Origin of the sequence: Undibacterium sp. Ji83W (genome assembly GCF_049340385.1) — a bacterium.
Taxonomy (GTDB): domain Bacteria; phylum Pseudomonadota; class Gammaproteobacteria; order Burkholderiales; family Burkholderiaceae_D; genus Undibacterium.
Genome location: NZ_JBMPOZ010000014.1, coordinates 112411 through 137085, shown reverse-complemented (window position 1 = coordinate 137085; position 24675 = coordinate 112411). Strand labels below are relative to the sequence as shown.

At 52.6% G+C, this 24675-nt stretch carries 21 protein-coding genes and 1 riboswitch; of the genes, 19 read left to right on the top strand and 2 right to left on the bottom strand.

All coding sequences use genetic code 11. The annotated features are described in order from the left end of the window. Nucleotides 1–17 precede the first annotated feature (17 nt). The 19 genes from ACO0LD_RS21455 (at nucleotide 18) to ACO0LD_RS21365 (ending at nucleotide 21393) form a co-directional block, all read left to right on the top strand. The gene (locus ACO0LD_RS21455) at nucleotides 18–413 is read left to right on the top strand and encodes a rhodanese-like domain-containing protein (RefSeq protein ID WP_423010215.1); all 396 of its coding nucleotides are present in this window, start codon (nucleotides 18–20) and stop codon (nucleotides 411–413) included. Between the two features lie 2 nt (nucleotides 414–415). Then, complete coding sequence (locus ACO0LD_RS21450) at nucleotides 416–799, top strand: YchJ family protein (protein ID WP_423010214.1); 384 nt, start codon at nucleotides 416–418, stop codon at nucleotides 797–799. 8 nt (nucleotides 800–807) lie between these two features. After that, nucleotides 808–2430, top strand: coding sequence for a carboxyl transferase domain-containing protein (locus tag ACO0LD_RS21445; RefSeq protein WP_423010213.1), 1623 nt, complete (start codon nucleotides 808–810; stop codon nucleotides 2428–2430). 8 nt (nucleotides 2431–2438) lie between these two features. Next, nucleotides 2439–3368 carry an alpha/beta hydrolase family protein gene (locus ACO0LD_RS21440; RefSeq protein ID WP_423010212.1) on the top strand — a complete coding sequence of 310 codons (930 nt, stop codon included), beginning with the start codon at nucleotides 2439–2441 and terminating at the stop codon, nucleotides 3366–3368. A gap of 32 nt (nucleotides 3369–3400) precedes the next feature. Further along, the gene (locus tag ACO0LD_RS21435; protein WP_423010211.1) at nucleotides 3401–4180 is read left to right on the top strand and encodes an enoyl-CoA hydratase/isomerase family protein; all 780 of its coding nucleotides are present in this window, start codon (nucleotides 3401–3403) and stop codon (nucleotides 4178–4180) included. 63 nt (nucleotides 4181–4243) lie between these two features. Next, nucleotides 4244–4780: a DUF1569 domain-containing protein gene (locus tag ACO0LD_RS21430; protein ID WP_423010210.1), complete on the top strand. Its 537-nt coding sequence runs from the start codon at nucleotides 4244–4246 to the stop codon at nucleotides 4778–4780. A gap of 41 nt (nucleotides 4781–4821) precedes the next feature. Continuing rightward, a complete protein-coding gene (bioA, locus tag ACO0LD_RS21425; RefSeq protein ID WP_423010209.1) occupies nucleotides 4822–6159 on the top strand; it encodes an adenosylmethionine--8-amino-7-oxononanoate transaminase in 1338 nt (445 codons plus the stop codon). Next, nucleotides 6156–7421: an 8-amino-7-oxononanoate synthase gene (bioF, locus tag ACO0LD_RS21420; RefSeq protein ID WP_423010208.1), complete on the top strand. Its 1266-nt coding sequence runs from the start codon at nucleotides 6156–6158 to the stop codon at nucleotides 7419–7421. The genes bioA and bioF overlap by 4 nt, the downstream gene beginning before the upstream one ends. Continuing rightward, nucleotides 7421–8116, top strand: a complete 696-nt coding sequence (gene bioD, locus ACO0LD_RS21415; RefSeq protein WP_423010207.1) for a dethiobiotin synthase — start codon at nucleotides 7421–7423, stop codon at nucleotides 8114–8116. Before bioF ends, bioD begins: the two co-directional genes overlap by 1 nt. A 12-nt stretch (nucleotides 8117–8128) precedes the next feature. Continuing rightward, nucleotides 8129–9157, top strand: coding sequence for a biotin synthase BioB (gene bioB / locus ACO0LD_RS21410; RefSeq protein ID WP_423010206.1), 1029 nt, complete (start codon nucleotides 8129–8131; stop codon nucleotides 9155–9157). Nucleotides 9158–9299: 142 nt separating this feature from the next. Further along, on the top strand, nucleotides 9300–11300 hold the full coding sequence (locus ACO0LD_RS21405) for an acetyl/propionyl/methylcrotonyl-CoA carboxylase subunit alpha (RefSeq protein WP_423010205.1): 2001 nt from the start codon (nucleotides 9300–9302) through the stop codon (nucleotides 11298–11300). A gap of 293 nt (nucleotides 11301–11593) precedes the next feature. Next, on the top strand, nucleotides 11594–12322 hold the full coding sequence (locus ACO0LD_RS21400; RefSeq protein ID WP_423010204.1) for a pyridoxine 5'-phosphate synthase: 729 nt from the start codon (nucleotides 11594–11596) through the stop codon (nucleotides 12320–12322). A 165-nt stretch (nucleotides 12323–12487) separates the two neighbouring features. Next, a riboswitch (cyclic di-GMP riboswitch) is annotated at nucleotides 12488–12572 on the top strand. 39 nt (nucleotides 12573–12611) lie between these two features. Then, complete coding sequence (locus ACO0LD_RS21395; protein ID WP_423010203.1) at nucleotides 12612–13520, top strand: response regulator; 909 nt, start codon at nucleotides 12612–12614, stop codon at nucleotides 13518–13520. 72 nt (nucleotides 13521–13592) lie between these two features. After that, the gene (locus ACO0LD_RS21390; protein WP_423010202.1) at nucleotides 13593–13958 is read left to right on the top strand and encodes a response regulator; all 366 of its coding nucleotides are present in this window, start codon (nucleotides 13593–13595) and stop codon (nucleotides 13956–13958) included. A gap of 62 nt (nucleotides 13959–14020) precedes the next feature. Next, nucleotides 14021–14572, top strand: a complete 552-nt coding sequence (locus ACO0LD_RS21385) for a chemotaxis protein CheW (protein WP_423010201.1) — start codon at nucleotides 14021–14023, stop codon at nucleotides 14570–14572. 123 nt (nucleotides 14573–14695) lie between these two features. Next, complete coding sequence (locus ACO0LD_RS21380) at nucleotides 14696–16501, top strand: methyl-accepting chemotaxis protein (protein ID WP_423010200.1); 1806 nt, start codon at nucleotides 14696–14698, stop codon at nucleotides 16499–16501. Between the two features lie 71 nt (nucleotides 16502–16572). Further along, nucleotides 16573–20466 (top strand): hybrid sensor histidine kinase/response regulator, encoded by a 3894-nt coding sequence (locus ACO0LD_RS21375; protein WP_423010199.1) that lies wholly within the window; start codon nucleotides 16573–16575, stop codon nucleotides 20464–20466. 2 nt (nucleotides 20467–20468) lie between these two features. Continuing rightward, entirely contained in the window at nucleotides 20469–20969 is a 501-nt protein-coding gene (locus ACO0LD_RS21370; RefSeq protein WP_423010198.1) for a hypothetical protein, read from the top strand. Next, nucleotides 20962–21393 carry a hypothetical protein gene (locus ACO0LD_RS21365; RefSeq protein WP_423010197.1) on the top strand — a complete coding sequence of 144 codons (432 nt, stop codon included), beginning with the start codon at nucleotides 20962–20964 and terminating at the stop codon, nucleotides 21391–21393. Before ACO0LD_RS21370 ends, ACO0LD_RS21365 begins: the two co-directional genes overlap by 8 nt. Here the strand turns inward: ACO0LD_RS21365 and ACO0LD_RS21360 are convergent. Continuing rightward, nucleotides 21390–22727 carry a sigma-54-dependent transcriptional regulator gene (locus ACO0LD_RS21360; RefSeq protein ID WP_423010196.1) on the bottom strand — a complete coding sequence of 446 codons (1338 nt, stop codon included), beginning with the start codon at nucleotides 22725–22727 and terminating at the stop codon, nucleotides 21390–21392. The genes ACO0LD_RS21365 and ACO0LD_RS21360 overlap by 4 nt on opposite strands. A 10-nt stretch (nucleotides 22728–22737) precedes the next feature. Beyond that, complete coding sequence (locus ACO0LD_RS21355; protein ID WP_423010195.1) at nucleotides 22738–24615, bottom strand: ATP-binding protein; 1878 nt, start codon at nucleotides 24613–24615, stop codon at nucleotides 22738–22740. Nucleotides 24616–24675: the final 60 nt, after the last annotated feature.

Below are 24675 nucleotides of genomic sequence, written 5' to 3'. Positions count from 1 at the left end.
GAAATAACGGAGACAGCATGAAAAAAGGTTACAAGCAATTAGTCGACGAAGCCAATGCCGAAATCAAAACCTATAGCGTGGCAGAAGCACAGGCCAAACTTGCAGATGCCAATGTGCAGTTCATTGATGTTCGCGATATCCGCGAGCTCGAACGTGAAGGTATCGTCCCCGGCGCCTATCATGCCCCGCGTGGCATGATAGAGTTTTGGGTGGATCCTGATTCGCCTTATTTCAAACCTGTCTTCGGCGAGAAAAAAGAATTTATTTTATTTTGTGCCGCTGGCTGGCGCAGTGCATTGACTACCAAGACCGTGCAAGACATGGGCCTGGAAAATGTTGCACATATTGACGGTGGTTTTACTGCCTGGAAGGCCGCCGGAGCACCCGTCGCCAACAAGGAAAGCAAGAAGTAATAATGAGCAGCAAAGCATGCCCCTGTGGCTCGAATAAAAATATTGAACAGTGCTGCGGCCAGTACATCAGTGGTGCTGCCCTTGCACCAACGGCAGAAGCATTGATGCGTTCGCGCTACACCGCCTATACGCTGAATGATGAAACGTATTTGCGTGCCACCTGGGATGAGAGGACTTGTCCCAAAGAACGCATCACGCATGATGATCCAACCAAATGGCTGGGGCTGGAAGTCAAGAAATTCAAAGCAGATGGTGATGCGGCGACGGTGGAATTCGTTGCCCGTTACAAGATAGGTGGCAAGGCACACAGGCTACATGAACTCAGCCGTTTTGTACTGTATGAAGGCAAGTGGTTTTACGTGGATGGCAGTTTTCCAGAAAAGTGAAAAAGATAATGACAACTTTAGATTCCAAACTCAATCCCCGCTCTGAAGAATTCAAAGCCAATGCAGCGGCCATGCAAGCCGTGGTGGATGACCTCAAAGAAAAGATCGCCAAGATTGCACTTGGCGGTGGCGATGAAGCGCGCAAGAAGCATCTGGCGCGTGGCAAACTCTTGCCGCGTGACCGCGTACAAATGCTGCTTGATGCCGGCACGCCTTTCCTGGAGTTTTCACAACTCGCTGCCTACGACATGTATAAAGAAAAAAGCGGGACCGATGCCGCCCCGTCTGCCGGTGTGATCACCGGCATAGGCCGCGTGGCCGGGCAGGAATGCATCATCGTCTGTAATGACGCGACAGTTAAAGGCGGCACCTATTACCCCCTGACCGTGAAGAAGCATTTGCGTGCGCAAGAGATTGCCGAACAAAATAATCTGCCTTGTATCTACCTTGTTGATAGCGGCGGTGCGAACTTGCCTAACCAGGATGATGTCTTCCCTGACCGCGATCACTTTGGGCGCATTTTCTACAACCAGGCCAATATGTCAGCCAAGGGCATACCGCAAATCGCGGTGGTCATGGGTTCGTGTACTGCTGGCGGTGCCTATGTACCAGCGATGAGTGATGAGTCCATCATCGTCAAGAACCAAGGCACGATTTTCCTCGGTGGCCCACCGCTGGTGAAAGCCGCCACTGGTGAAGTCGTCAGTGCTGAAGACCTTGGTGGTGGCGATGTGCATACGCGCCTTTCCGGCGTGGTAGATCATCTGGCGCAAAATGATACGCATGCGCTGTCACTGGCGCGCACCATCGTTTCGCACCTGAACCGTCAGAAGCCACAAACCGTGGTCATGAAAGAAGTTGAAGAACCCAAGTTCCCGGCATCTGAATTGTATGGCGTGATACCGGTTGATACCCGCAAGCCTTTTGATGTGCGTGAGGTTATCGCCCGCATCGTCGATGGCAGCCACTTCGATGAATTCAAGGCGCGCTATGGCACTACCCTGGTTTGTGGTTTCGCACATATCCACGGCATGCCAGTCGGGATTATTGCCAACAATGGTATCCTGTTTTCTGAATCTGCCCTGAAGGGCGCGCACTTCATAGAACTGTGCTGCCAGCGCAAGATACCTCTGGTCTTCTTGCAAAACATCACCGGTTTCATGGTAGGCCGCAAATATGAAAACGAAGGCATCGCCCGCAATGGTGCCAAGATGGTGACCGCAGTGGCGACAGCAAATGTGCCCAAGTTCACTGTCATCATCGGTGGCAGTTTTGGTGCCGGTAACTATGGCATGTGTGGCCGCGCTTACTCGCCGCGCTTCATGTGGATGTGGCCAAATGCGCGTATCAGCGTCATGGGTGGTGAACAGGCTGCCAGTGTATTGGCGACAGTGAAACGTGACGGCATAGAAGGCAAGGGCGGTAGCTGGTCCGCCGAAGAAGAAGCGGCTTTCAAACAACCTATCAAGGACCAGTACGAACACCAGGGCCATCCTTACTATGCATCCGCACGCCTGTGGGATGATGGTGTTATCGACCCGGCAGATACCCGCATGGTGTTGGGCCTGGGCTTGTCAGCAGCCTTGAATGCACCGATACCAGACGTGAAGTTTGGCGTATTCAGGATGTAGACCAGATCATGCCAAATCCTCTCTCGCAATTTCGCATGCCGGTACTTGTCCTGTTGAGCCTGTTCAGTTTGACGGCCCAGGCCCGCGCTCCACAAACAGAAGAACAAGCGACTACCGGCCCGGTCAAGCTGGCAACGGAGTTGCATGAGTCGCTGACGGCTGTCACCGTGGCAGTCAAGGATCTTTTCGGGCGGGACATCAAGGGTGAAGTGGTCATCACGCAGTTCAAACCTGATGGTGATGGCCCTTTCCCCATCCTGATCTTGAATCATGGTCGCAGTGCCACCAATCGCGCGACGACTCCCAGATTCAGGTATACCGCGCAGGCCAGGTATTTTGTGAAGCGTGGTTTTGCAGTATTTGTGCCTACGCGCATAGGCTATGGTGAAAAGGGGACGACACCTGACCCGGAAGAAAGCGGTAGCTGCAATAACAAGAATTACGCACCGATGGCAGATGCGGCCAGCAAAGAAATTCTGGCGGTGCTCGAACATGCGAAAACACAAAATTATGTCGATGCCAGCCGGGTGCTGGTCGTGGGCCAGTCTGTAGGTGGTTATAGCACGGTAGCTGTGGCGGCAAAAAATCCACCTGGCCTGGTAGCTGCCATCAATTTTGCTGGCGGTTCTGGCGGTAACCCGGCCGACCGTCCCGGCGAGCCTTGTCAGCCCTATAAGATGGAAAAAATGTATGCTGAATTTGGCGCTGGCAGCAAAGCACCCATGCTGTGGATATATACAGAAAACGATCAATACTTTGCTCCCAGATATTCTCAGGAGTGGCATGCGGCTTTTGTAAAAGCAGGTGGCAGGGCAGAATTCAAGTTGCTGCCAGCATTTGGCAAAGATGGTCATACGCTGTTTACTGGAGGCAGCAAGATTTGGGAGCCGGTGGTCAGCGAGTTTCTTGATGCGAATGGCTTCCCCAAAGCAAAGTAAGATCAAAATACGAATTATGTGGAATTATTAAAATGGAAAATATCGAGCTGAGCTTTCAAGATTTCGTGGCAACTGTGACATTAAATCGCCCCGATGTACGCAATGCCTTTAATGAAACAACCATAGCTGAGATCACCCAGGTTTTCCGCGATTTGGATACGAATGACAGCATTCGTGCTATTGTGCTGGCCGCGAATGGTCCTGCTTTTTGTGCTGGAGCAGACCTGAACTGGATGAAAAAGATGGCTGACTACACCCATGAGGAAAACCTCGCGGATGCTGGCCAACTGGCAGAAATGCTGCATGCCATCTATAGCTGCAGCAAGCCGGTTGTTGCCAAAGTGCAAGGTGATTGCTATGCCGGTGGCATGGGTCTGGTAGCGGCTTGTGATATTGCCGTCAGTGTGGATACAGCCAATTTCTGTCTCAGTGAAGTCAAGCTGGGCCTGATACCGGCGACTATTTCGCCGTATGTCATCAAGGCCATGGGTGAAAGCGCGGCGCGCCGTTATTTCATTACTGCCGAGCGTTTCAGCGCAGCAGAAGCGCAGCGCACGGGCTTTGTCCATGAAGTGGTGGCTGCGGAGGCACTGGATGCCAAAGTGGCCGAGATCGTCAAGGCGCTGAGCAGCAACAGCCCGAATGCGGTGAAACAGGCCAAGCGTCTGGTGCAGGATGTGGCCAGCCGCGAATTGACGCCAGCACTGATAGCAGCAACGGTAGAAGGCATAGCGCAGATCCGGGCATCTGATGAAGGCCGTGAAGGGGTGCGGTCCTTCCTGGAAAAGCGTAAGCCGAATTGGTTGAGTTGAATCCAGCTTAAAGAGTAATTGTTAAGCAAGTAGCTAGAATAGAGTGGAAAGGAGTTGGCAAAGATGACAAAGCGTAGACTGGTATTGACAGGCCTGGGCGTATCTTTGCTGGCCGCAACGGGCGCTGTGGCTTACCGCAAGTCCACAGTAGTCATCACTACAATCGCAGATATGCAGGCAAAACTTGTCAATCTGAAATTGGATAAACTGGCCAGCCTATCCGGCTGGCAGCCCTATAAAGTCTTTGCGCACCTGGCGCAGAGCATAGAGTATTCGATGACGGGTTACCCGGAAATGAAATCCGCAGCCTTTCAGCACACGGCAGGTAGTGCGGCCTTTTATGCTTTTTCTGTGGCTGGTGCGATGACACATAATCTGACTGAACCTATACCAGGTGCACCTGTCATTGCTGAGAGCGGTGATGTGAGTGCCGGTATAGATATGTTGATTGCGGCATTACAAAAATTTGAAAACCATGCGGGTGAAATCAAACCACATTTTGCTTATGGTAGTTTGAGCAAGGCAGAATTTGCCCAGGCCCATGTCATGCATATAGAAAATCATTTGAAGCTCATCAAGTCCACGCAGTCCGTGGCTTGAGTCTGGTATGCACTGAGCTTCAATCGTAAAATTTGTCTGGAATGAATTTGAATCAAGAAAATGACTGGGTAGCACGCAGCCTGCAGCATGTATGGCACCCGTGTACCCAGATGCAGCATCATGAAACCGTGCCGCTGATACCCGTCAGCCATGGCCGCGGTGCATGGCTTTTTGATATGGAAGGCAAACGCTATCTTGATGCCATCAGTTCCTGGTGGGTCAATCTGTTTGGTCATGCCAATCCACGTATCAATGCAGAATTGAAAGACCAGCTCGACAAACTGGAACACGCGATGCTGGCCGGTTTTACTCATGCGCCTGTGGTCGAATTATCAGAAAAACTGGCGGCCCTGACTAATCATGCTCTTGGTCATTGCTTTTATGCGTCTGATGGTGCGTCAGCAGTCGAGATCGCCCTGAAGATGAGTTTCCATGCCTGGCGCAATGGTGGCCAGACTGAAAAACAAGAATTTATTTGCATACAGGGCAGCTACCATGGTGAAACCGTGGGCGCACTGGCAGTAACCGATGTCAGCCTGTTCCGTGAAGCCTATGGCCCGATGTTGCAGCGTGCCCACGTCGTCGCTTCACCGGATGCGCGCCTGGCAGAAGCTGGCGAAACTGCCGGCGATGTGGCCTTGCGTGCAGCCGCTGCACTGGAAGTGAAATTGCAGGAACGTGCAGGAAAAATTGCTGCCGTCATCATAGAACCACTGGTGCAATGCGCCACCGGCATGGCCATGCATGATCCAGTCTACCTGAAGCGCTTGCGTGAGCTATGCGACCAGTATCAGGTACATTTGATTGCCGATGAAATCGCCGTAGGCTGTGGCCGCACCGGCACTTTCTTTGCCTGTGAATCTGCGAATATCTGGCCAGATTTTTTATGCCTGTCGAAAGGTATTAGTGGTGGTTATTTGCCGCTGTCACTGGTAATGACGACTAATGCTGTCTACCAGGCATTTTATGATGCCGATGTAAGACGCGGCTTCCTGCATTCGCATTCCTACACCGGTAACCCGCTGGCATGTCGTGCAGCGCTGGCGACACTGGCTATATTTGAAGATGACAAGGTCTTGCAAAAGAACCGTATCAAGGCAGAATTCTTGAACACTGCTTTTGCCGATTTGAAAAATGATGTACGCGTGCGCCATTTCCGCCAGCAGGGCATGATCCTCGCCTTTGATGCGGTGATCGATGATGCAGAACGCGCGGCGACATTTTCACGTCGCTTTTTTGCTGCGGCACTGAAACAGGAATTATTAATGCGGCCCATAGGCCGTACAGTCTATATGATGCCGCCCTACATCCTTGAGCAGGATGAAATGAGCTTGCTGGCACATAAAACCAGACTGGTATTTGAAGAGGTAATGGCATGAACGATTTCAGCAAGAATAATCCCGGCATACGCATAGCCACCCAGCGCAAATCCCTGATACAGGGTTTGCAGCAAGAGTTGGCCGTGCTGGATCAAAAACATTTATTGCGCCAGAGGCGCACGGTAGAAACCCCGTCAGCACCAAATATGAAAGTCGATGGCCGTGACTTGCTGGCATTTTGCAGCAATGATTACCTCGGCATGGCAGCCCATCCTAAACTGGCAGAAGCCATGCAGGAAGGCGTAGCCCTATACGGCGTAGGTAGTGGTGCCTCGCACCTCATCAGCGGCCACAGCCGTGCTCATGCGGTGCTGGAAGAACGCCTGGCCGAGTTTGTCTCGCCGCATATAGACAATGCCCGCGCGCTGTATTTTTGCACAGGCTATATGGCCAATCTGGCTGTCATCACCGCGCTGGCCATCAATAAAGACACGACAGTATTTTCTGAAGCCCTGAACCATGCATCCCTGATTGATGGTGCACGCCTTTCGCGTGCCACTGTGCAGGTATTCCCGCACCGCGATTACACGGCGCTGGAACGCATGCTGCAACAATGCAAGACCAAGCACAGGGTAGTCGTTACTGATAGCGTCTTCAGTATGGATGGCAATATCGCTGAACTTGGTGCACTGCTGGCAATTTGCGAGCGTTATGATGCCTGGCTCATCGTCGATGATGCCCATGGCTTTGGCGTGCTGGGCCAGCATGGCCGTGGCGTGCTCGAACATTTGCAGATCAAGTCACCCAACCTGGTGTACATGGGGACGCTGGGCAAGGCCGCCGGTGTCGGTGGTGCCTTTGTCGCTGCCGATGCGACCGTCATTGAATGGCTGGTGCAACGTGCCCGCGCTTATATCTATACGACTGCTGCCGCACCGGCGCTGGCGCATGCACTGCTGACCAGCATAGATATCATTGCAGGCGAAGAGGGCCAGCAAAGACGTGCACATTTACAGAAACTGATAGGCCTGTTCAGCGATGGCCTGCATCTGCAAGTCTGGCAGGGCATGCCATCGGACACGGCGATACAACCCGTACTCATTGGTAACAATGCTGCCATGCTGAGGGTTGCTGGCAATCTTATGGACCAGGGTTTGTGGGTAGGTGCGATACGCCCGCCTACCGTGCCTGTTGGTACGGCACGCCTGCGCGTGACCCTGTCTGCCGCACATACTGAGATCCAGGTCCTGCAACTGGTGCAGGCCATTAACCGTCTGGATCAGATGAGTTATGTGGCCCAGTGTTTTGCCGAGGTGGCCTGATGCAAAAGCGGCAGCATGATTTTTTCGTGACCGGCACTGATACCGAGATAGGCAAGACCCTGGTCAGTGCTGCCATGCTGCATGCGATACAGACACAAGGTTTGCGGGCTGTGGGCATGAAGCCAATAGCCGCCGGTGCAGAAATGCGTGATGGCGTCTTGCATAATGAAGATGTGGACATGCTGGTCGCCGCTGCCAGCGTCAAGGCAGAGCTGGCCCTGGTATGCCCTTATCTGATGCAGACACCGGCAGCGCCGCATATCGTGGCTGAGCTGGAGCATGTGAAGATAGAACTGCCGCATATCGTCAATAGCTACCAGCAATTGCGTGAGCAGGCAGATGCCGTGGTCGTGGAAGGTGTAGGCGGTTTTTGCGTCCCGCTGAATGCGCAAGTGACAACCGCAGACATGGCGCAAGCGCTGGCTTTGCCCGTGATACTGGTGGTTGGCATGCGCCTGGGTTGCATCAATCACGCATTGCTGACTGTTGAAGCCATCACCGCACGCGGCCTCAAGCTGGCAGGCTGGGTTGCCAATACCGTTGATGCCAACATGTTGTACCCGCAAGAAAATATTACCGCCCTGCGTGAGCGCATAGTCGCGCCCATGCTGGGGCATATTCCCCGTTTGAATGTTCCTGATCACGAGAAGGCAGAAGTCGCCGCCTCGCATCTGGATTTGAGTCAATTGAAGTAAAAGGAAACAAAGATGCAAGCTACTGATACGACTTTGCAAGCCATGCAATTCCAGCCACCGGTCAAGAAGATAGAAGCCGATACCTGGCCCGTGGATGAAGTACTGGCCCTGTTTGATTTGCCCTTCAATGACTTGATGTTCCGGGCGCAAACTGCACATCGCGCCAACTTCCCGGATGGTGATGTGGAACTGGCTACACTGTTGTCCATCAAGACCGGCGGTTGCGAAGAAGATTGTGGCTATTGCCCACAAGCAGCACGCTATGACACGGGTGTAGAAGCCAAGAAAATGCTGGATGTGCGCGAAGTGCTGGACGCCGCCAAAGCCGCGCGTGAAAACGGCGCAACCCGCTTTTGCATGGGTGCTGCCTGGCGTTCACCCAAAGACCGCGACATGGAAAAAGTAGAAACCATGGTGCGCGAAGTCAAGGCCATGGGCCTGGAAACTTGCGCGACCCTGGGCATGCTCAAGGAAGAACAGGCACAGCGTTTGAAAGACGCAGGCCTGGATTACTACAACCACAATCTCGACACCGCACCTGAGTTTTACAGCAATGTGATTTCTACCCGCGATTACCAGGACAGGCTTGATACCCTGGGCCATGTGCGTAGCGCCGGTTTGAAAGTCTGTTGCGGTGGCATCGTCGGCATGGGTGAATCCCGCCGCCAACGCGCTGGCCTGATCGCACAACTGGCGAACCTGAATCCTTATCCTGAATCGGTGCCTGTCAATCACCTGGTGCAGGTAGAGGGCACGCCTTTGCATGGCCTCGACCCACTTGATCCGCTGGAATTTGTGCGCACGATAGCCGTTGCCCGCATCACCATGCCCAAGGCGCGTGTTCGCCTTTCTGCTGGTCGCCGCCAGATGGGTGAGGCAGTGCAAGCCATGTGTTTCCTGGCTGGCGCAAATTCGATTTTCTACGGTGATAAATTGCTGACTACGGCTAATCCTGAAGCGCAGGATGATCGCGTCTTGCTGGATAAACTGGGCTTGAAAACTAGGGGCAAGGTCGAGGCTAAAGCTGGTAGTTGTGGTTGATTAAAACCATACATCTTCAGCACAGAGGCCACAGAGAAAAGATGGAGACACAGAGAAATGCATGTTTTTATTTAGCATTTTTTTGGTGACTGATTAAAGAAAAATTATCGCAACTGATACATCCACCCAAAAGGTTAGAGACATGTTTACCAAAATCCTTATCGCCAACCGTGGCGAAATTGCTTGCCGTGTTGCTGCTACCGCACGCCGCATGGGCATCAAGACTGTCGCTGTGTATTCCGAAGCCGATGCCAATGCCAAGCATGTCGCGGTTTGCGATGAGGCGGTATTGATAGGCCCTGCTGCAGCCAAGGAAAGTTATCTGCGCGCCGACAAGATCATACAAGTCGCACTGGCGACTGGCGCACAGGCGATACATCCGGGCTATGGCTTCCTGTCAGAAAACAGTGAATTTGCTGAAGCCTGTGCCAAGAATGGCATCGCCTTCATCGGCCCGCCAGCCTCGGCAATTGAAGCCATGGGCAGTAAATCTGCGGCGAAATCCCTGATGGAAAAAGCCAATGTGCCGCTGGTGCCTGGCTATCATGGCGATAACCAGGATGCTGATTTCTTGCATACCGAGGCTGACCGTATCGGTTACCCGGTCTTGCTCAAAGCCAGTGCTGGCGGTGGTGGCAAGGGCATGCGCGTTATTGAAAAATCTGCTGATTTCAAGGATGCGCTGGCCTCCTGCAAACGCGAAGCCATCAACTCTTTTGGTGACGACAAAGTGCTGGCAGAAAAATATCTGCAAAGACCACGTCATATAGAAATACAGGTGTTCGCTGATACCCATGGTAATTGCGTTTACCTGTTTGAACGTGATTGTTCGGTACAGCGCCGCCATCAAAAAGTTTTGGAAGAAGCACCAGCACCCGGCATGACAGCAGAACGCCGCGCCGCCATGGGTGATGCTGCCGTGGCTGCGGCAAAAGCAGTTGGCTATGTCGGTGCTGGCACGGTGGAATTCATCGCCAACCAGGATGGTTCTTTCTATTTCATGGAAATGAATACTCGCCTGCAAGTTGAACATCCGGTGACAGAAATGATCACCGGTACTGACCTGGTTGAATGGCAATTGCGCGTTGCCGCCGGTGAAAAACTACCGCTGCAACAAGATGAATTGCAGATCCATGGGCATGCCATAGAAGCGCGCGTGTATGCAGAAAACCCTGAAAAAGGTTTCCTGCCATCGATAGGTACTTTGCGTCATGCGCGCACCCCTGTTGCCGTAAATTTTGAACTCGGTGGCGCGGCAGATCCAGCGGCTTTCCGTATCGACAGTGGCGTGCGCGAAGGCGATACGATTTCGCCTTTCTATGACCCCATGATTGCCAAGATGATAGTCTGGGGCAAGGACAGGAAAGAAGCACTGGCCCGCATGGCACAGGCCTTGGCGCAATACCAGATCGTCGGCCTGAACAGCAATATCGCTTTCCTGTCGCGCCTGGTCACCAGCACGGCTTTTTCTGGCGCTGACCTGGATACTGGCCTGATAGAACGCAATCAGGCAGAACTGTTCCCGATACCGGTAGCGGCGAATCTGACAACGCTGGCACTGGCTGTAGTGTCCTTGCTGAATTCAGAAAAATCTGCAAGTGGCAGTAATGACCCATGGCAATCCAGCCACGGCTGGCGCATGAACAGCCTCATGCAACGTAGCCTGCAATTCACGGAAGAAGAACAGACGCATGATGTGCAGGTGACTTACCTGGCCGATGGCTGGCAAGTGCAGGCAGGTGCAGCAACAGCGCAAGTCAGACTGGCACTGGCGCATGAAAGTGATATCGTCATCAAGATCGCAGACCAGACCGTGGCTGCTACCGTGGTGCGCGATGGTGAGCGTTTCCACGTCTTCAGCCAGGGCAAACACACTGACCTGCATTACATCGACGCGCTGGCGCATGCCGGTGAAGCTGAGGCCGAGACTGGCCGCCTGACTGCACCCATGCCAGGCAAGATCGTTGCCGTACTCGTCAACAAGGCGCAGGAAGTGAAGAAGGGCGATGCCCTGCTGATCATGGAAGCCATGAAGATGGAGCACACGATCTCTGCACCGCATGATGGTGTGATTGATGAAGTCTTGTATGCAATTGGTGATCAGGTGACGGAAGGCGCGCAGTTGCTGGCTTTCCAGCAGTAAGCATATCTGGAGTTTGCACAGTAAAGCCAGCACTGTTGTGCTGGCTTTTTTACGATGAAATCTTCAAAGATTCTCATATTCCTTCCCCTTCAAGGGGAGGGAGTAAAAAAACAGTATTTTTATTGTCATCCAAAAAAAATGCATCCAATTTTTTAAGCTAAAAACAGATACACCAACAAATCACCTCGCTGTGTTACTTGTACAAACTTGCAAGCAAGTCCATCATGAATACTTGAACAAGAAAAATCTGTAACGATGATTTTTCATTACCTTGCCCCGACTTTGGAATCCCCATGACAGCACTCTCCATCAACATCAACAAAATCGCCTTGCTGCGCAATTCGCGTGGCCGTAATTATCCTGATGTACAGGGCTTTGCGGCCCGTTGCCTGGATTTGGGCGCGCGTGGCATAACCCTGCATCCACGTCAGGATCAAAGGCATGCGCGGTATTCTGATGTGGAAACTTTGGGAGCACTTTGTCAGGCGCGTAGTGTGGAATTGAATGTGGAAGGTTATCCCGCGCCAGATTTCCTGGAAGTCGTGAAGCGCAACAAGCCTGCGCAATGCACGCTGGTGCCGGATGCGCCGGATCAACTGACTTCCGACCATGGCTGGGACTTGCGCAAGGATGCAGACTTTTTACGGCCTGTGCTGGCGGAACTCAAGTCCTTGGGCATACGCAGCAGTTTGTTTATTGATTACGACAATCAGGATATGCATCTGGCCAAAGAACTGGGCGCAGACCGTGTCGAGTTATATACCGAGCCATATGCCGAGCATTTTGGCACTGCAAAGGGCGAAGAGATTTTCCAGGGCTTTATGGCAGCGGCCAAACGCGCCCAGGATGCCGGTCTGGGTGTCAATGCGGGCCATGACTTGAACCTGGATAACCTGGCCAAATTCCTGAACATACCTGACATACTGGAAGTATCCATAGGCCATGCAGTGATCGTTGAATGCCTTGAGTACGGCATTGTTGATGTGCTGAGCAAATATGCGAAAATCTGCCATCCGTGCTAATTTTTGCACTTCAGGCAAGAAAAAATGAAAAGCAAAAAAATGTTAACTTTTTCCTTGTTACTTGCAATTTCATGAACTACATTGGGGTAACGGTGCTTCGCATGAGGCACTGTGGTTGATGTTCCCCTCTATGAATTAGCAATAGTTCATAGATAAGGCATCAGCGTTGTTTAAAGGCAAACCATCCGAAAGTGTGGGACGCAAAACTAAAGGGCCCTCGCTGATCATGGCAGGGCAGCCAGGTACCGTAATCCGCATCAGCGGTTTTTCGTTAAGAGGTAAGTCGCTTATGAACAGCATCTCTTCGGCGCTCCCCTGCGCTTCTAAAAAAATTCTGATTAGTGTATTTGGCTTGTCCGAGTATGAATTGCGTCTGGTGCGCAGCGTGCTCAGCTTGACCATGGCGAGTGGACGCAAGCATTCCTATGCGCTGTTCGATGCCGGTCAGGCTGCTGATCCGGATATCGTCATACTCGACCCGGATAATAGCCAGGCCAGAGTGGCTTTGCAGGAGCTGATAGCAGCACGCAATATCCCTGAACCAGCGACGGTATTCATTTCCAACGCAGGGCAGGCGCAGCCGGGCAAATATCATTTACTGCATCCCCTGGTCCCGACCAAGATGCTGGCTTTGCTTGATCAGGTGGCAGATGAACTGGAAAAGGTTTTGCCAGCGGTATCTCCCGTCAGTGCAGCAGTTGCGCAAAAGGCAGAAATGGACAAAGCAGCTATTGTGCAGCCTCTGCTGCAAAAGCATCTCCCGGCATCGGTCTTGCAAACCGGTCACCGCGCTTTGATCGTGGACGACAGCCCTACCGCGAGAATCAAGATCGACCTTGAATTGCGCTCCATGAAGATCGCTTCCGACTGTGCAGAAACAGGTGAGCAAGCCTTGCAGATGCTGGAGAAAAAAACTTACGACATCATCTTCCTTGACATCGTCATGCCCGGTGCAGATGGCTATGAGATTTGCAAGATCATACGTCGCCACCCACAAACCAAGCGTACCCCTGTCGTCATGCTGACCAGCAAGTCATCTCCCTTCGATCGCATACGTGGCTCTTTGTCCGGTTGCAGCAGTTACCTGACCAAACCTGTAGAGCACCTGAAGTTTCGCGCCGTGGTGGAAAAGAGCCTCAGTGGTGGTGAAACCAGTCTGGGTCTGGACAAAGGGCATGGTCTGGCCATAGGAACCTGACGCCATCAATTTATATTTTTACCTTGGCCCTGAGGATCAGGGCGTTTCATCTACACATCTCGGGAGTACATCATGGGCATGAAAAAAGCACTCGTTGTTGACGATTCCACTACTGAACTGGCCAACATCAAAAGCATATTGACTGATGCCGGCTACGTGGTGATCACCGCATCCAGTGGCAAGGATACTTTGGAAAAAGCCAAGGCTGAAAAACCCTCGATTATTTTCCTCGATATCGTCATGCCTGAGATGGATGGTTATGAAGCCTGCCGCAGCCTGACGCAAGACCCTGCAACCAAGGACATACCCATCGTTTTTGTCAGTAGCAAATCTCAAAAAGCCGACAAGATCTGGGGGCAGTTGCAAGGGGCCAAAGGCTATGTCGCCAAGCCATATACAGCTGACCAGATTATTGATCAGCTCAAAATCGCTGCCTGACTTCAAGCTCTTCAAGTTCCTCAAATTCCTCAAACTCTTTTTACCCACGCATGGGGGCGGTCATGAGTCAAATCACTTCCAGTGATGCCGGGCAGTCCAAAGAATGGCTGCCACCCAGCGTTGCTCTGGAGCGCTTCACCCCACCCGGTGACTTGCTGTGGAGCGATGTGGCACCGCTAGTCGAAAGAAAGCGTTATGGCTATCGCGTGGGTTCGTTGAATTTACTGATCAGGGCCGAAGTGGGGAGTGAAGTGATACGGCCACAGGCGCTTGCTCCCTTGCCCGGCGCGGCAGATTTTTTGCTAGGCCTGATTAATCTGCGCGGCAATCTGGTTCCCATCTTTGACCTGGGTTTGGTACTCAGTGGCCGCAGGTCTGAAGTCACTGCATCGAAATTGTTTTTAATACTGGACAAGGCAGAAAATGCCGTCGGCATGCTGATAGACAGTTATCCGCAGCCGTTGACGGAATTGCGCACCATTACACAAATGCCGCAATTGCCAGCAACACTGGAAGCCCATGTTACGGCCGCCTTCGTCAAGGATGACAAGGTCTGGCTGGACTTCAATCATGAAAGTTTTTTTGAAAAACTCAGTCGTAGCACATCAGCATAAGTTTCAAAGCGTAGAACCCAATGTGCAGAACTGAAAGCGCAGAACTTAAGCAAAATACGATTGACCCCCTTCTGTTGATTTGACCAAGCAGTCTTTGTTGATGTTTTTCTTGTGGAGAGCAAAATGAAATTACGTACTCCGAATATTGGTATCCGGCTCAGTCTGGGATTTACAGCGGTCTTACTGCTGTTGGCGGTAACGGCCTGGCTGGCGATGTCCAACCTCAAGAGCATCAATGATGGTACCCACCGTATTGTGGATGGTAGCTATCCTAAGGTGGTGCTGGCCTACAAGATGCTGGGTAATGTCAATGCCAATGCGCGTTCCATGCGTAATATGCTGCTCTTGAATGAACAGTCTGCGATTGAAAAAGAACAGCAATTGATTTTGTCACGCAGACAAAACCAGGAAGATAACATCGCCAATTTTGAAAAACTGATTGTCAGCGAAGAAGAAAAAGGCATCTTCCAGATAGCGACCGAAGCACGTACCAAATACGGTACTTCACAAAGGGAATTTTTGCGTCTGGCGACTGAAGGTAAAAAGACTGACGCCACCAACTGGTTGCTGGGTAATTTGCAAGCCGATCAGGAAAAATGGTTTGCTTCCATGGATAATCTGATCGACTACCAGACCAAACTGGTGAACAAGGATGGTGCCGCAGCCGACAGTACTTACGTGAGCGCGAAAAATGTGCTGGCCGTGGTGGCCGTGCTTTCTATCTTGCTGGCGGCAGGTGTTGCTTACTGGATGACGCGCAGTATCACCAAACCGGTATCGCATCTGATTGGCGTCATGCAGAAATTGACGCAGGGTGATGCCACAGTCAGGGCGCGCAGTAATCACCCCGACGAAATCGGCAAGCTGTCGCGTCAGTTTGACAAGATGGTGGATGAACGTGAAGCCAGCCGCAAATCTATCGAAGATGAAAATGAAAAACTCAATGAATCTGTACTGGTCTTGTTGCAGGCGGTGGCGCAACTGGCGAGCAGAGATCTGACAGTGAAAGTGCCGGTATCTGCCGACGTGACAGGTGCAGTATCTGATGCTTTGAACATGCTGACCAGTGAAACTGCCAAAGTGCTGCGTGATGTAAGTAATATTTCCGCCGACGTGACCGAGGCGACGCTGAAAGTGAAAGCCCAGTCCGACAATGTGATGGCAGCGGCAGCAGAAGAAAGACTGGAAGTGGAGCATACGACTTTGTCACTGTCGAATGCTTCTGAAGAAATGCGCAATATTGCCGACCTGGCACAAAACTGTAACCGTGCTGCTGACAATGCCATACGCTCAACCCAACTGGCGATGGATACGGTGAACAGCACGGTGGGCGGTATTAACAGTACTCGCGACATCATCCGTGAAACAGAAAAACGGATTAAACGCCTGGGTGAACGTTCACAAGAAATTTCCGGCGTGGTCGGTCTGATTAATGCGATTGCCGAACGTACTCACATTCTTGCGCTGAATGCGAGTATGCATGCTGCATCAGCAGGTGAAGCAGGCCGTGGCTTTGCGGTGGTTGCAGATGAGGTGCAAAGGCTGGCAGAAAATGCGCGCCAGGCGACGCTGCAAATTTCTGGCCTGGTCAATAACATCCAGTTGGAAACTTCAGATACGGTCAACACCATGAACTCGGCGATTGCCCAAGTGGTGGAAGGTAGCCGTCTGGCAGAGCAGGCAGGTTTGCAAATGCAGGCGACTCAAAATGCCACAACAGAACTGGTGGAATCAGTACAGCAAATTGCCATCAAATCCCACGGCCAGGCCAAGGCCAGCCAGGAACTGCTGGACAGAGCGATACAGATCAAGAAAACCAATCAGCAAACCAGTTTGCAACTCGACGAACAATCGGCCCAAACCACCAACCTGGTGGAATACGCAAGGATGCTTTTGTCTACAGTGCGCGTATTCAAACTGGCTGCCTGATATCACCACTCAAAACCTGCGCAAGGCTTTGCGCAGGTTTCTCTCTTTCCAACTTACCCATCTGAGGCAGTATGGAACAGCTAGAAAACCATGCTACAGATTTTAGTCATATCGTCCTCGGTGCCCTGGATGAGGTATTCAATGCGCTGGAAGCCGATGCTACCCATTCTACGGATGTTGCCATAGTCACCCGCGCACTGGCTTGCTACATCGAGCAATTGCGTCGCATACGTGCGGCAGCCAGTGCTGCTGACATGCCTGGCCTGCACTGGGTGTGCGCGCTGATAGAACGCAATCTCATCAGTCTGTATAACCAGAACCGCCGCCTCAGTGATGAAGAATATCATCTGCTCAGTGAATGGCCTGATTTGCTGGCCAGCCATGCACTGAATCACGGTGATAAAAACATAGAAACCCTGATCGACCATCTATCGACAGCCAGCTGGCCCATGCCCTTGAGTCATAGTGATTCAGGAGAATTGCGGCAACTGCTCAATACTGATCCTTTGACACCGGTAGCTGAGGTGGAAGAACCGCCGCAGCTGTTTCTGGTACCTGTCACTTCAGCGGCAATCGAGGATGAAGCAGAGTATCAGGTCGATGTGCAGGCTGAAGATGAACAAAGCCTGTCAGAAGCCATGCAGGAAGAAATGCCTCAGATCGTAGATGTGCAGGCAACTTCAGCATTACATGAAGCTCTCGATGCCCTGATCATGACGCTGGCTGCGGATGAACATTTCGGTGAGGGTGGTGTAACTGACGCGGCGACCCTGCAATCTTATGCGACGCAGTTATTGGTTTTCTCCAGTTGTGCAACACAGCTCAATATGCATGCAGTGGCTGATGCCTGTCATGCCTTTGCTGATGTGCTTTGCCTGCGATCAGCAAGCGAAGATGTGCTAGCTGAAACCGAGCTGGGTGCATTACAGCGCTTCCCGCTGATGTTGATGGACAGCATAGCCGATGCAGACAACCCTGAAGTTGTGGCGAGCTTGCTGGACGTTGTGTATGACCCTGCATGGAACCGGCAAGAGCCCGTCAACGGCGCACATTACACTGAGCTTCAATCAAGCGATCAAAGTCATCAAGCCGCTCAGGAATCCAGCATAGCCGCGCAAGAAATCAGCAGCGACATGCTGGCCTTGTTCGCCAAAGAATTCAACCTCATGGGCGATATGCTGGCGGAAGACCTGGCAGCAGTCGTGGCAGCGGGTAATGATGAAGAGCAGCGCAGTCTTGCGTTGCAAAACTATGTCGAAGCCTTGCTGCGCATCGCTACTACTTCCGAATCCATAGGCCTGATTGCGCTGCATAAATTCTTGTCACTCTTTGCTGGTGTAGTGGCGGCACAAACCCAGGCGCTGGATGAACAGCAGGCCAGCCTGCTGGGTGAACTACCAGCCAGATTGAATACTTACCTGAATGCGCCTGAAGAAGAAATCGCCGCTCTGGAATTATTGTCCCTGCTGATGGACCCTTGCTGGTCACAGGCAGCAGTCATGGACGGTAATGAATCCCTGTTTTCTGAACTGATCAATATCAAGCTGATAGAAGACCATCATGATGAGGATGAGATCGCCGTTGCGATCACGCAGAGTGACGTGTCCATACAATTACCTGATGATTTAAATACCGAATTATTTGACGGTCTCTTGCAGGAATTACCGATACAGGTAGGCAGCTTTACCAGTGCCATAGAAAAATTTTCCAGCGGCTCTGGCAGCATGCAGGATGTAGAACAGGCCAAGCGCGCAGCACATACGCTGAAAGGTGCTGCCAATACCGTGGGCATAGCCGGTATCGCCAACCTGACCCATCATCTGGAAGATTTGCTGATTGCCCTGAGCAATAAACAAAGCCTGCCCGACCAGGCACTGGCAGAACTCTTGACCGAAGCAGGGGATTGCCTGGAAGCCATGAGTGAGGCCGTAGTCGATGGCGGTGTTGCCCCAGCACAGTCACAACAGGTCTTGCAGCAGGTCTGTGACTATGTCCGCTATATGAATAGTGGTGAATTTGTCGTGCGCAATGGGCCCGTACCATCAGGTCAGTCAGCGGCAGTAACTTCTGCAACGTCAGCAGCACAGCCTGCGAGCGTGGTACTCGATCTGGTTGAGCCAGGTTCACATGCTGCGGAACCGATGTTGCGCGTACCTGCGAAAGTGGTCGATGAATTGCTGCGCCTGGCCGGTGAGAATGTCATCTCGAATGCGCAAATCCAGGAGCAATTGAAACAAACGCAGAAACAATCGAAGGCCATACAAAAACACGATGTCATGTTCCAGAAACTCATCGCCGATCTTGAAACCCTGGTCGATGTGCGCGGCATGAGCAGTCCACAGAAAAAAGCCAGTATCAGTACTACCGATGGCGATTTTGATCCACTGGAGTTTGAACGCTATAGCGAGCTGCATACCATTACGGCACAATTGGTGGAAGCACGCACCGATGCTTTTGAAATGTCCAATCACATAGACGAACAATTACATGGCCTGGCGGAATTACTGGAAGTGCAGCGCCGTCTGCAAATGGAAAACCAGCACGCTGTAATACGCACACGCCTGGTTCCGGTGACCACTATAGTCTCGCGCCTGCAGCGCAGTGTACGTCAGACTTGTCGTTTGCTAGACAAACAGGTGAACCTGAATATACTCGGTGCAAATACCAATATCGATAGCAATATGCTCAATGATCTGACTGATCCCTTGATGCATATTTTGCGCAATGCAGTTGACCACGGTATAGAAACTCCAGTCAGCAGGCTAGCTGCGAACAAACCAGCAGATGGGCTGATAGAACTGAGCTTTACCCGTGAAGGTAATTCCATCGTCGTGCGTTGCAAGGATGATGGCGCTGGTCTTGATTACGCTGCCATACGTCGTACTGCCTTGAAACGCAAAATGATCAGTGCCGAGCGTATCTTGTCTGAGGAAGAATTGGCCAGGTTGATACTGGTACCAGGTTTTTCTACCAGGGATAGCAGCACCCAGACTTCTGGCCGCGGCATAGGCATGGACATGGTGCATGCACGCATACTGGAAATGAAAGGTTCGTTGAATCTGCGCTCAGTCGCAGGTCAGGGCCTGGTGGTGGAATTGCGCCTGCCCGCCAGTCTCTTGTCCGAACATACCCTGATGGCGCGTGTGGCAGGCCATATGATGGCTATATCCAGCCGCCGTATCATTGATATCCATTACATCACCGATGCACAAATTGATACGCTGGCTGATCAGCCTGTCTACCGCGTTGGCGATGCTGTCCATAAATTGCTGAAACTCGATCAGTTGCTGGGTATGCAGGACCATCGCAAAGAAGCACGCAGCTACGGCTACCCGGTCTTGCTGGTCAGTACCGATACCGGGGCGACCTGTGCAATACAAGTGCAGGAACTGGTCGATGGCCGTGAAGTCGTGGTCAAGAAATTTGGTCGCTATGTACCAAGAATCCAGGGCACCATAGGTGCGGTTATTCTGGGTGATGGTAGTGTTGCACCAGTTATCGATTTGCCCGAATTATTGCGTGCGTCTACCCAGCAGTACATTAATGTCGACGATGCCTATGCTGGCATACCTGCGCAAAGTGATCATCAGCTTGCACACGTGCGTACGGCGCTGGTGGTGGATGATTCATTGTCAGCTCGCCGCGCCACCGCGCAAATCATGCGCGATGCCGGTTATGAAGTGCGTACCGCCATTGATGGCCTGGATGCGGTTGCCATCCTCGATGAAATAATACCTGATGTGATTTTGGTAGATATGGAAATGCCGCGCATGAATGGTCTGGAGTTGACCAGCCATGTACGCGCCCGCAAACTCGACAAGCGTATCCCCATCATCATGATCACCTCTCGTTCCACCCAAAAACACAGGCAACAGGGTGATGCCGCCGGGGTGGATGCTTACCTGGTCAAACCCTTCAGCGAAGATGCCTTGCTGGAGCATATCAACCGTCTGACAGGAGCCTGATCATGGGAGCAATGATGCCGGGTATGACAACAGAAGTACGTAACCGCCTGTTGCTGTGTATAGATGGCATGCAACTCATGCTGCCACAAGGAGATATCTGCGCGGTGGAATCCGTCGCTGACCTTGATAGTCAGGATGCGCTTGCGCCGTCGGTTGGCAGGATTGCTTATCTGGGACAAAGCTGGCCAGTATTGAGCCTGAATGGTGAATTGCAGACACTGGACAACATACCAGCAGCTCGCCGCGCCTGTGTCATGCTGGCTACTGGCAAAGGCTTTCTTGGCCTCTTGTGTGATGATGTCAGGGTGCTCAATCAGCAGTCAGGTGCCGATTATGCCTTGCCTGTTGCAATGCGTGCTGCTAACTCACCGATACAGGCAATCATGCCCTTTGAAAAAGGTCTCGCCTGTCTTAGCGATGCCAGGCATTTATTGCAGTATGGTGGCTTTGCACAAATCACTTCAGCTAATGTCAACGCAATAGAGAGGCCTGAACATGTCTAGTGCAAATGCCTGGTTACTGGATGTCGGCGATGGCAGGCAAGTCGCCATAGGCCAGCGTGAGCTGATACAGATCATGGATGCACAAGACAGCTTTGAGGTACCACTTGCACCAGCATATATGCGGGAAGTGATTTTCTGGCAAAAACGCGCCGTGCCCGTCATGCAATTACCTGTGCGTCTGGGTGGCAAGGCTTGCACAGGCAATATCCTGGCGCTGGTGGCATTTCATGATGCTGTCAGCAATACTGCGGGCCTGGGTGCAATACACTTAGCGGCACCGCCAGTGCGCGTGCTGGTGGATGATAAGCAGGCCAGCACCCTCGATGAACCGGGTTGGGGAGACATGGCGATTTCCTGTTTTGAACAACAGGGGCAAAGTATACCTGTACTGGATTTGAGTCGTCTGTTTGCCGCAATCCATTAACGCAGTCCATACCTGCGCATTTTGTTCAGCAAACCTACGCGGGATATGCCCAACTGTTTTGCTGCATGCGTATGGTTATGCTGATTCTCATTCAATGCGCTGACAATGAGGCGTTTTTCCAGTGCAGCTACCTGTTCTTCCAATAAACCGGTATCGACCACAGGCGCATCGCTTGCAACTTCACCGCAAGCCAGTGCCAGATCATCCACCACGATCTCATTCATCTCACCCGCCAGTGCCATTGCAGTTTGCAGGCAATGCTGCAATTCCCTGACATTGCCGGGCCAGGCGTGGGATACCAGCCACTCCTGTGCCGCAGCCGTCAGGCGTTTTGGTGGTGTTGATCTGGCTGCAATAGCTTGTGCTATCAGGGCAATGTCTTCTGCCCTGTCTGCCAGTGCCAGGGTGCGCATTTGTATACCCTTGAGGCGGTAATACAAATCATCCCTGAAACTTTTTTCTTCGACCATGACTGCCAGATCACGATTCGTGGCTGCGACTATGCGCACATCGACACGTAATTCTGCGCGTGCACCTATAGGGAAGAAACTGCCAGACTGCAAGAAGCGCAGCAATTTGACCTGCATGGGCAATGGCATTTCACCTACCTCATCGAGGAATAGTGTGCCGCCATCGGCAGCGGCGATCAGGCCTTTGCGGTCACGGTTTGCCCCCGTGAAGCTGCCTTTGCAATGACCAAATAATTCACTCTCGAATAATTCTGCGGGGATGGCGCCACAATGCACGGCAATAAATGCTTTGCCTGCCCGCTTGCCCTGAGCATGCAGGGCGCGTGCCACCAGTTCTTTACCGGTACCGCTGGGGCCGGTAATCATGACTGGAACATCGGTAGGCGCAATGCGGCGTATCAAAGAGCGCAATTCCGCCAGCTCGGCACTGATGCCTATCAGGCCCATGCTATTGTCGTCCGGCAGGGCGCGGGCGCGCCATACTGCCAGTTCTCGTTCCAGGCGGCTTTTGTTGAGGGCGCGGTCAACCACCACGCGCAAGATGTCTGGATCAAGTGGCTTGGGTAAGAAGTCCCAGGCTCCAAGACTGATAGCACGCAGCGCCAGTTCACGGTCTGCATGGCCAGTCATGACGACCACGGGTACAGGCGCAAACGCGGGTAGCAGTGCCAGGCCTTCATCAGGCGTGAAAGTAGGTGGCAAGGCCAGGTCCAGCAAGACCAGGTCAAAGCTGTTCTCAGCCAGCAAGGCATGCACCTGCTCCGCCGTGGCCGCAACCTTGACGATATAACCCAGGCTGGCCAACCAGTTGCCACACAGGCGTTGAAAGGCTGGTTCATCATCGACCAGTAAAATAGTTTGCATGCTCATGGTGTCATGGTGATTTGGGGAGATAAAATTCAAAACAGCAATTCCAGCCTGGATAATTGATCAGAGTAACGCTGCCGCCATGGGCTTCAACCAGCCTGCGCACAATAGCAAGACCCAGGCCTGTACCACCGGGGCGGCGGCTCTTGAAAGCCTGGAACAAGTCGGCTTTTTGCTCCGCTGGTATGCCGGGACCGTTATCGCAGATGCGCAGCCTCAGCATTTGCTTGTCTGTCGCCGCTTCTATGTGGATGCGGGCATCTGCTCTGCCGCGCAACATCGCAAGTGCATTGTTGAGCAGATTATTGAGGATTTGCTCAGTGCGCATGCGGTCTATAAGGCCCTGTAAATGTGTCTCAATTTCGCTGGTGATCTGTACGCCATTTGCCATGGCAGTGGGGCGTAGCTGCGCCACCATGTTATCAATCAGTTCTGCGATATCCACAGGCTGGCAATTCAGCCTTACTTCACCGGAATAACTGAGCAAATCCTGTATCAGGTGATCTGCTCTTTCTATCTGCTCACGTATGTCATTGCGCACTTCTGCCGGGCAAGAGATGGCAGCCATGCTGATGATGTTCAGGGGGTTGCGCAATTCATGGGCGACGGTGGCAGCCAGCCCACCTAGTTCCGTCAGATGTGCCTGTTGCAGACGTTGCTTTTCCTGGTCGGCATAACGCAGCAACTGATCAAGGCGTCCGGCTGCTGCTGCCAGCAGGGCACCAAATACTGCCCCCACTCTTTGCACACTGGGGGTCGCTCCTTCCCAGTGACGCAATTCGTAATGCCATTCTGCATGGGTAGCCTGTGCTTGCTGCCGGTAACAGATGACGCAGGGGTGCTCAGCAGTGCTGCCGGGTTCGCCATCTCGGAATAGCAAGACAGGCATGGGTTGGCGCAAGTGGGTTTCCAGCAGTGCAGAGGCGACCGCCTCAAGTTCTTGCCAGCTCGCCGCCGCTTCCAGTTGCAAGCGCCAGTTGCTCAAGACTGCTGCCTCCAGATGCGCGCCGGGGAAGATCAGTTTTTCCATGAAGCCGCGCATGGGTCTTTCCAGTATCAGCATGATGAGCAGCATGCCTGTCCCCAGTAGCCATAACTGCCACAGCGGCAAGGCCGCCAGCGGGCTAAAGCCGGTTTGCGCCACCAGGCTCAGCACCAGACCCGCAATGGCCACGGTCAGCACACTCAGGGCCAGCCAGGCCAGAAAACGGTTGGCCCACAGGTTCACTGCCATCATGTCATAACGCAAGATACCCAGTACCAGCAAGACCGCATAGAACGGCAGCAGGATCACGCTGTACGGGAAGATGTGTATGCCAAACGAGGCGTTCAAGAACATCAGCGTAGAAGCAGACCCCCAGACCCCGGCCAGGCAAACCGCCAGGATTTGCCCGCGCTTCTTTGGTGCTGCGGCAGGCCATGCCATCAGCAAGAGCAGGTAGGCCCAGGTACTCAGCCCACTGACAAAGATGCCAGGTATCCAGCCCCAGGCTGGAAACACGTAATAGCGCTGGAATTCCAGCCAGGGCAAGAGGCTGCCCATATCAAAGATGGTAATACCCAGCACCACCAGCAAGGCAATCGCATACCAGGCGATGATGCGCGCTGGTCGCAAACGACCCAGAAACCGCAATACAAAATGCAGGAAGAACACCGCATTCACCGGGCCGGTATTGACCAGCATCTTGCCCAGTTCACTAGTCCTGGCATCACCCAGATTGATGGCCAGTTGCCCTGTTGCCCACAGGCCTATGCCCACGCAAAACAGCGCCAGTGCCTTCATGCCCGGCTGTTGCCCTGCCTTTACCCACAGCCAGATAGCCAGCAAGGGGCTGATGATGCCTTGCAAGGCGAGCGAGAAAAAATAAAGTCCGTAGGCATTCATGGCAGGTAACTGTCAATAAGTGGTCAATAAGCTGTCAACAATCTTGATAGTAAATTTCAG

Coding starts and splice junctions, on each gene's coding strand:
- ACO0LD_RS21455 (WP_423010215.1), top strand. CDS start 18: ATGAAAAAAGGTTACAAGCAATTAGTCGACGAAGCCAATGCCGAAATC.
- ACO0LD_RS21450 (WP_423010214.1), top strand. CDS start 416: ATGAGCAGCAAAGCATGCCCCTGTGGCTCGAATAAAAATATTGAACAG.
- ACO0LD_RS21445 (WP_423010213.1), top strand. CDS start 808: ATGACAACTTTAGATTCCAAACTCAATCCCCGCTCTGAAGAATTCAAA.
- ACO0LD_RS21440 (WP_423010212.1), top strand. CDS start 2,439: ATGCCAAATCCTCTCTCGCAATTTCGCATGCCGGTACTTGTCCTGTTG.
- ACO0LD_RS21435 (WP_423010211.1), top strand. CDS start 3,401: ATGGAAAATATCGAGCTGAGCTTTCAAGATTTCGTGGCAACTGTGACA.
- ACO0LD_RS21430 (WP_423010210.1), top strand. CDS start 4,244: ATGACAAAGCGTAGACTGGTATTGACAGGCCTGGGCGTATCTTTGCTG.
- bioA (WP_423010209.1), top strand. CDS start 4,822: ATGAATTTGAATCAAGAAAATGACTGGGTAGCACGCAGCCTGCAGCAT.
- bioF (WP_423010208.1), top strand. CDS start 6,156: ATGAACGATTTCAGCAAGAATAATCCCGGCATACGCATAGCCACCCAG.
- bioD (WP_423010207.1), top strand. CDS start 7,421: ATGCAAAAGCGGCAGCATGATTTTTTCGTGACCGGCACTGATACCGAG.
- bioB (WP_423010206.1), top strand. CDS start 8,129: ATGCAAGCTACTGATACGACTTTGCAAGCCATGCAATTCCAGCCACCG.
- ACO0LD_RS21405 (WP_423010205.1), top strand. CDS start 9,300: ATGTTTACCAAAATCCTTATCGCCAACCGTGGCGAAATTGCTTGCCGT.
- ACO0LD_RS21400 (WP_423010204.1), top strand. CDS start 11,594: ATGACAGCACTCTCCATCAACATCAACAAAATCGCCTTGCTGCGCAAT.
- ACO0LD_RS21395 (WP_423010203.1), top strand. CDS start 12,612: ATGAACAGCATCTCTTCGGCGCTCCCCTGCGCTTCTAAAAAAATTCTG.
- ACO0LD_RS21390 (WP_423010202.1), top strand. CDS start 13,593: ATGGGCATGAAAAAAGCACTCGTTGTTGACGATTCCACTACTGAACTG.
- ACO0LD_RS21385 (WP_423010201.1), top strand. CDS start 14,021: ATGAGTCAAATCACTTCCAGTGATGCCGGGCAGTCCAAAGAATGGCTG.
- ACO0LD_RS21380 (WP_423010200.1), top strand. CDS start 14,696: ATGAAATTACGTACTCCGAATATTGGTATCCGGCTCAGTCTGGGATTT.
- ACO0LD_RS21375 (WP_423010199.1), top strand. CDS start 16,573: ATGGAACAGCTAGAAAACCATGCTACAGATTTTAGTCATATCGTCCTC.
- ACO0LD_RS21370 (WP_423010198.1), top strand. CDS start 20,469: ATGGGAGCAATGATGCCGGGTATGACAACAGAAGTACGTAACCGCCTG.
- ACO0LD_RS21365 (WP_423010197.1), top strand. CDS start 20,962: ATGTCTAGTGCAAATGCCTGGTTACTGGATGTCGGCGATGGCAGGCAA.
- ACO0LD_RS21360 (WP_423010196.1), bottom strand. CDS start 22,727: ATGCAAACTATTTTACTGGTCGATGATGAACCAGCCTTTCAACGCCTG.
- ACO0LD_RS21355 (WP_423010195.1), bottom strand. CDS start 24,615: ATGAATGCCTACGGACTTTATTTTTTCTCGCTCGCCTTGCAAGGCATC.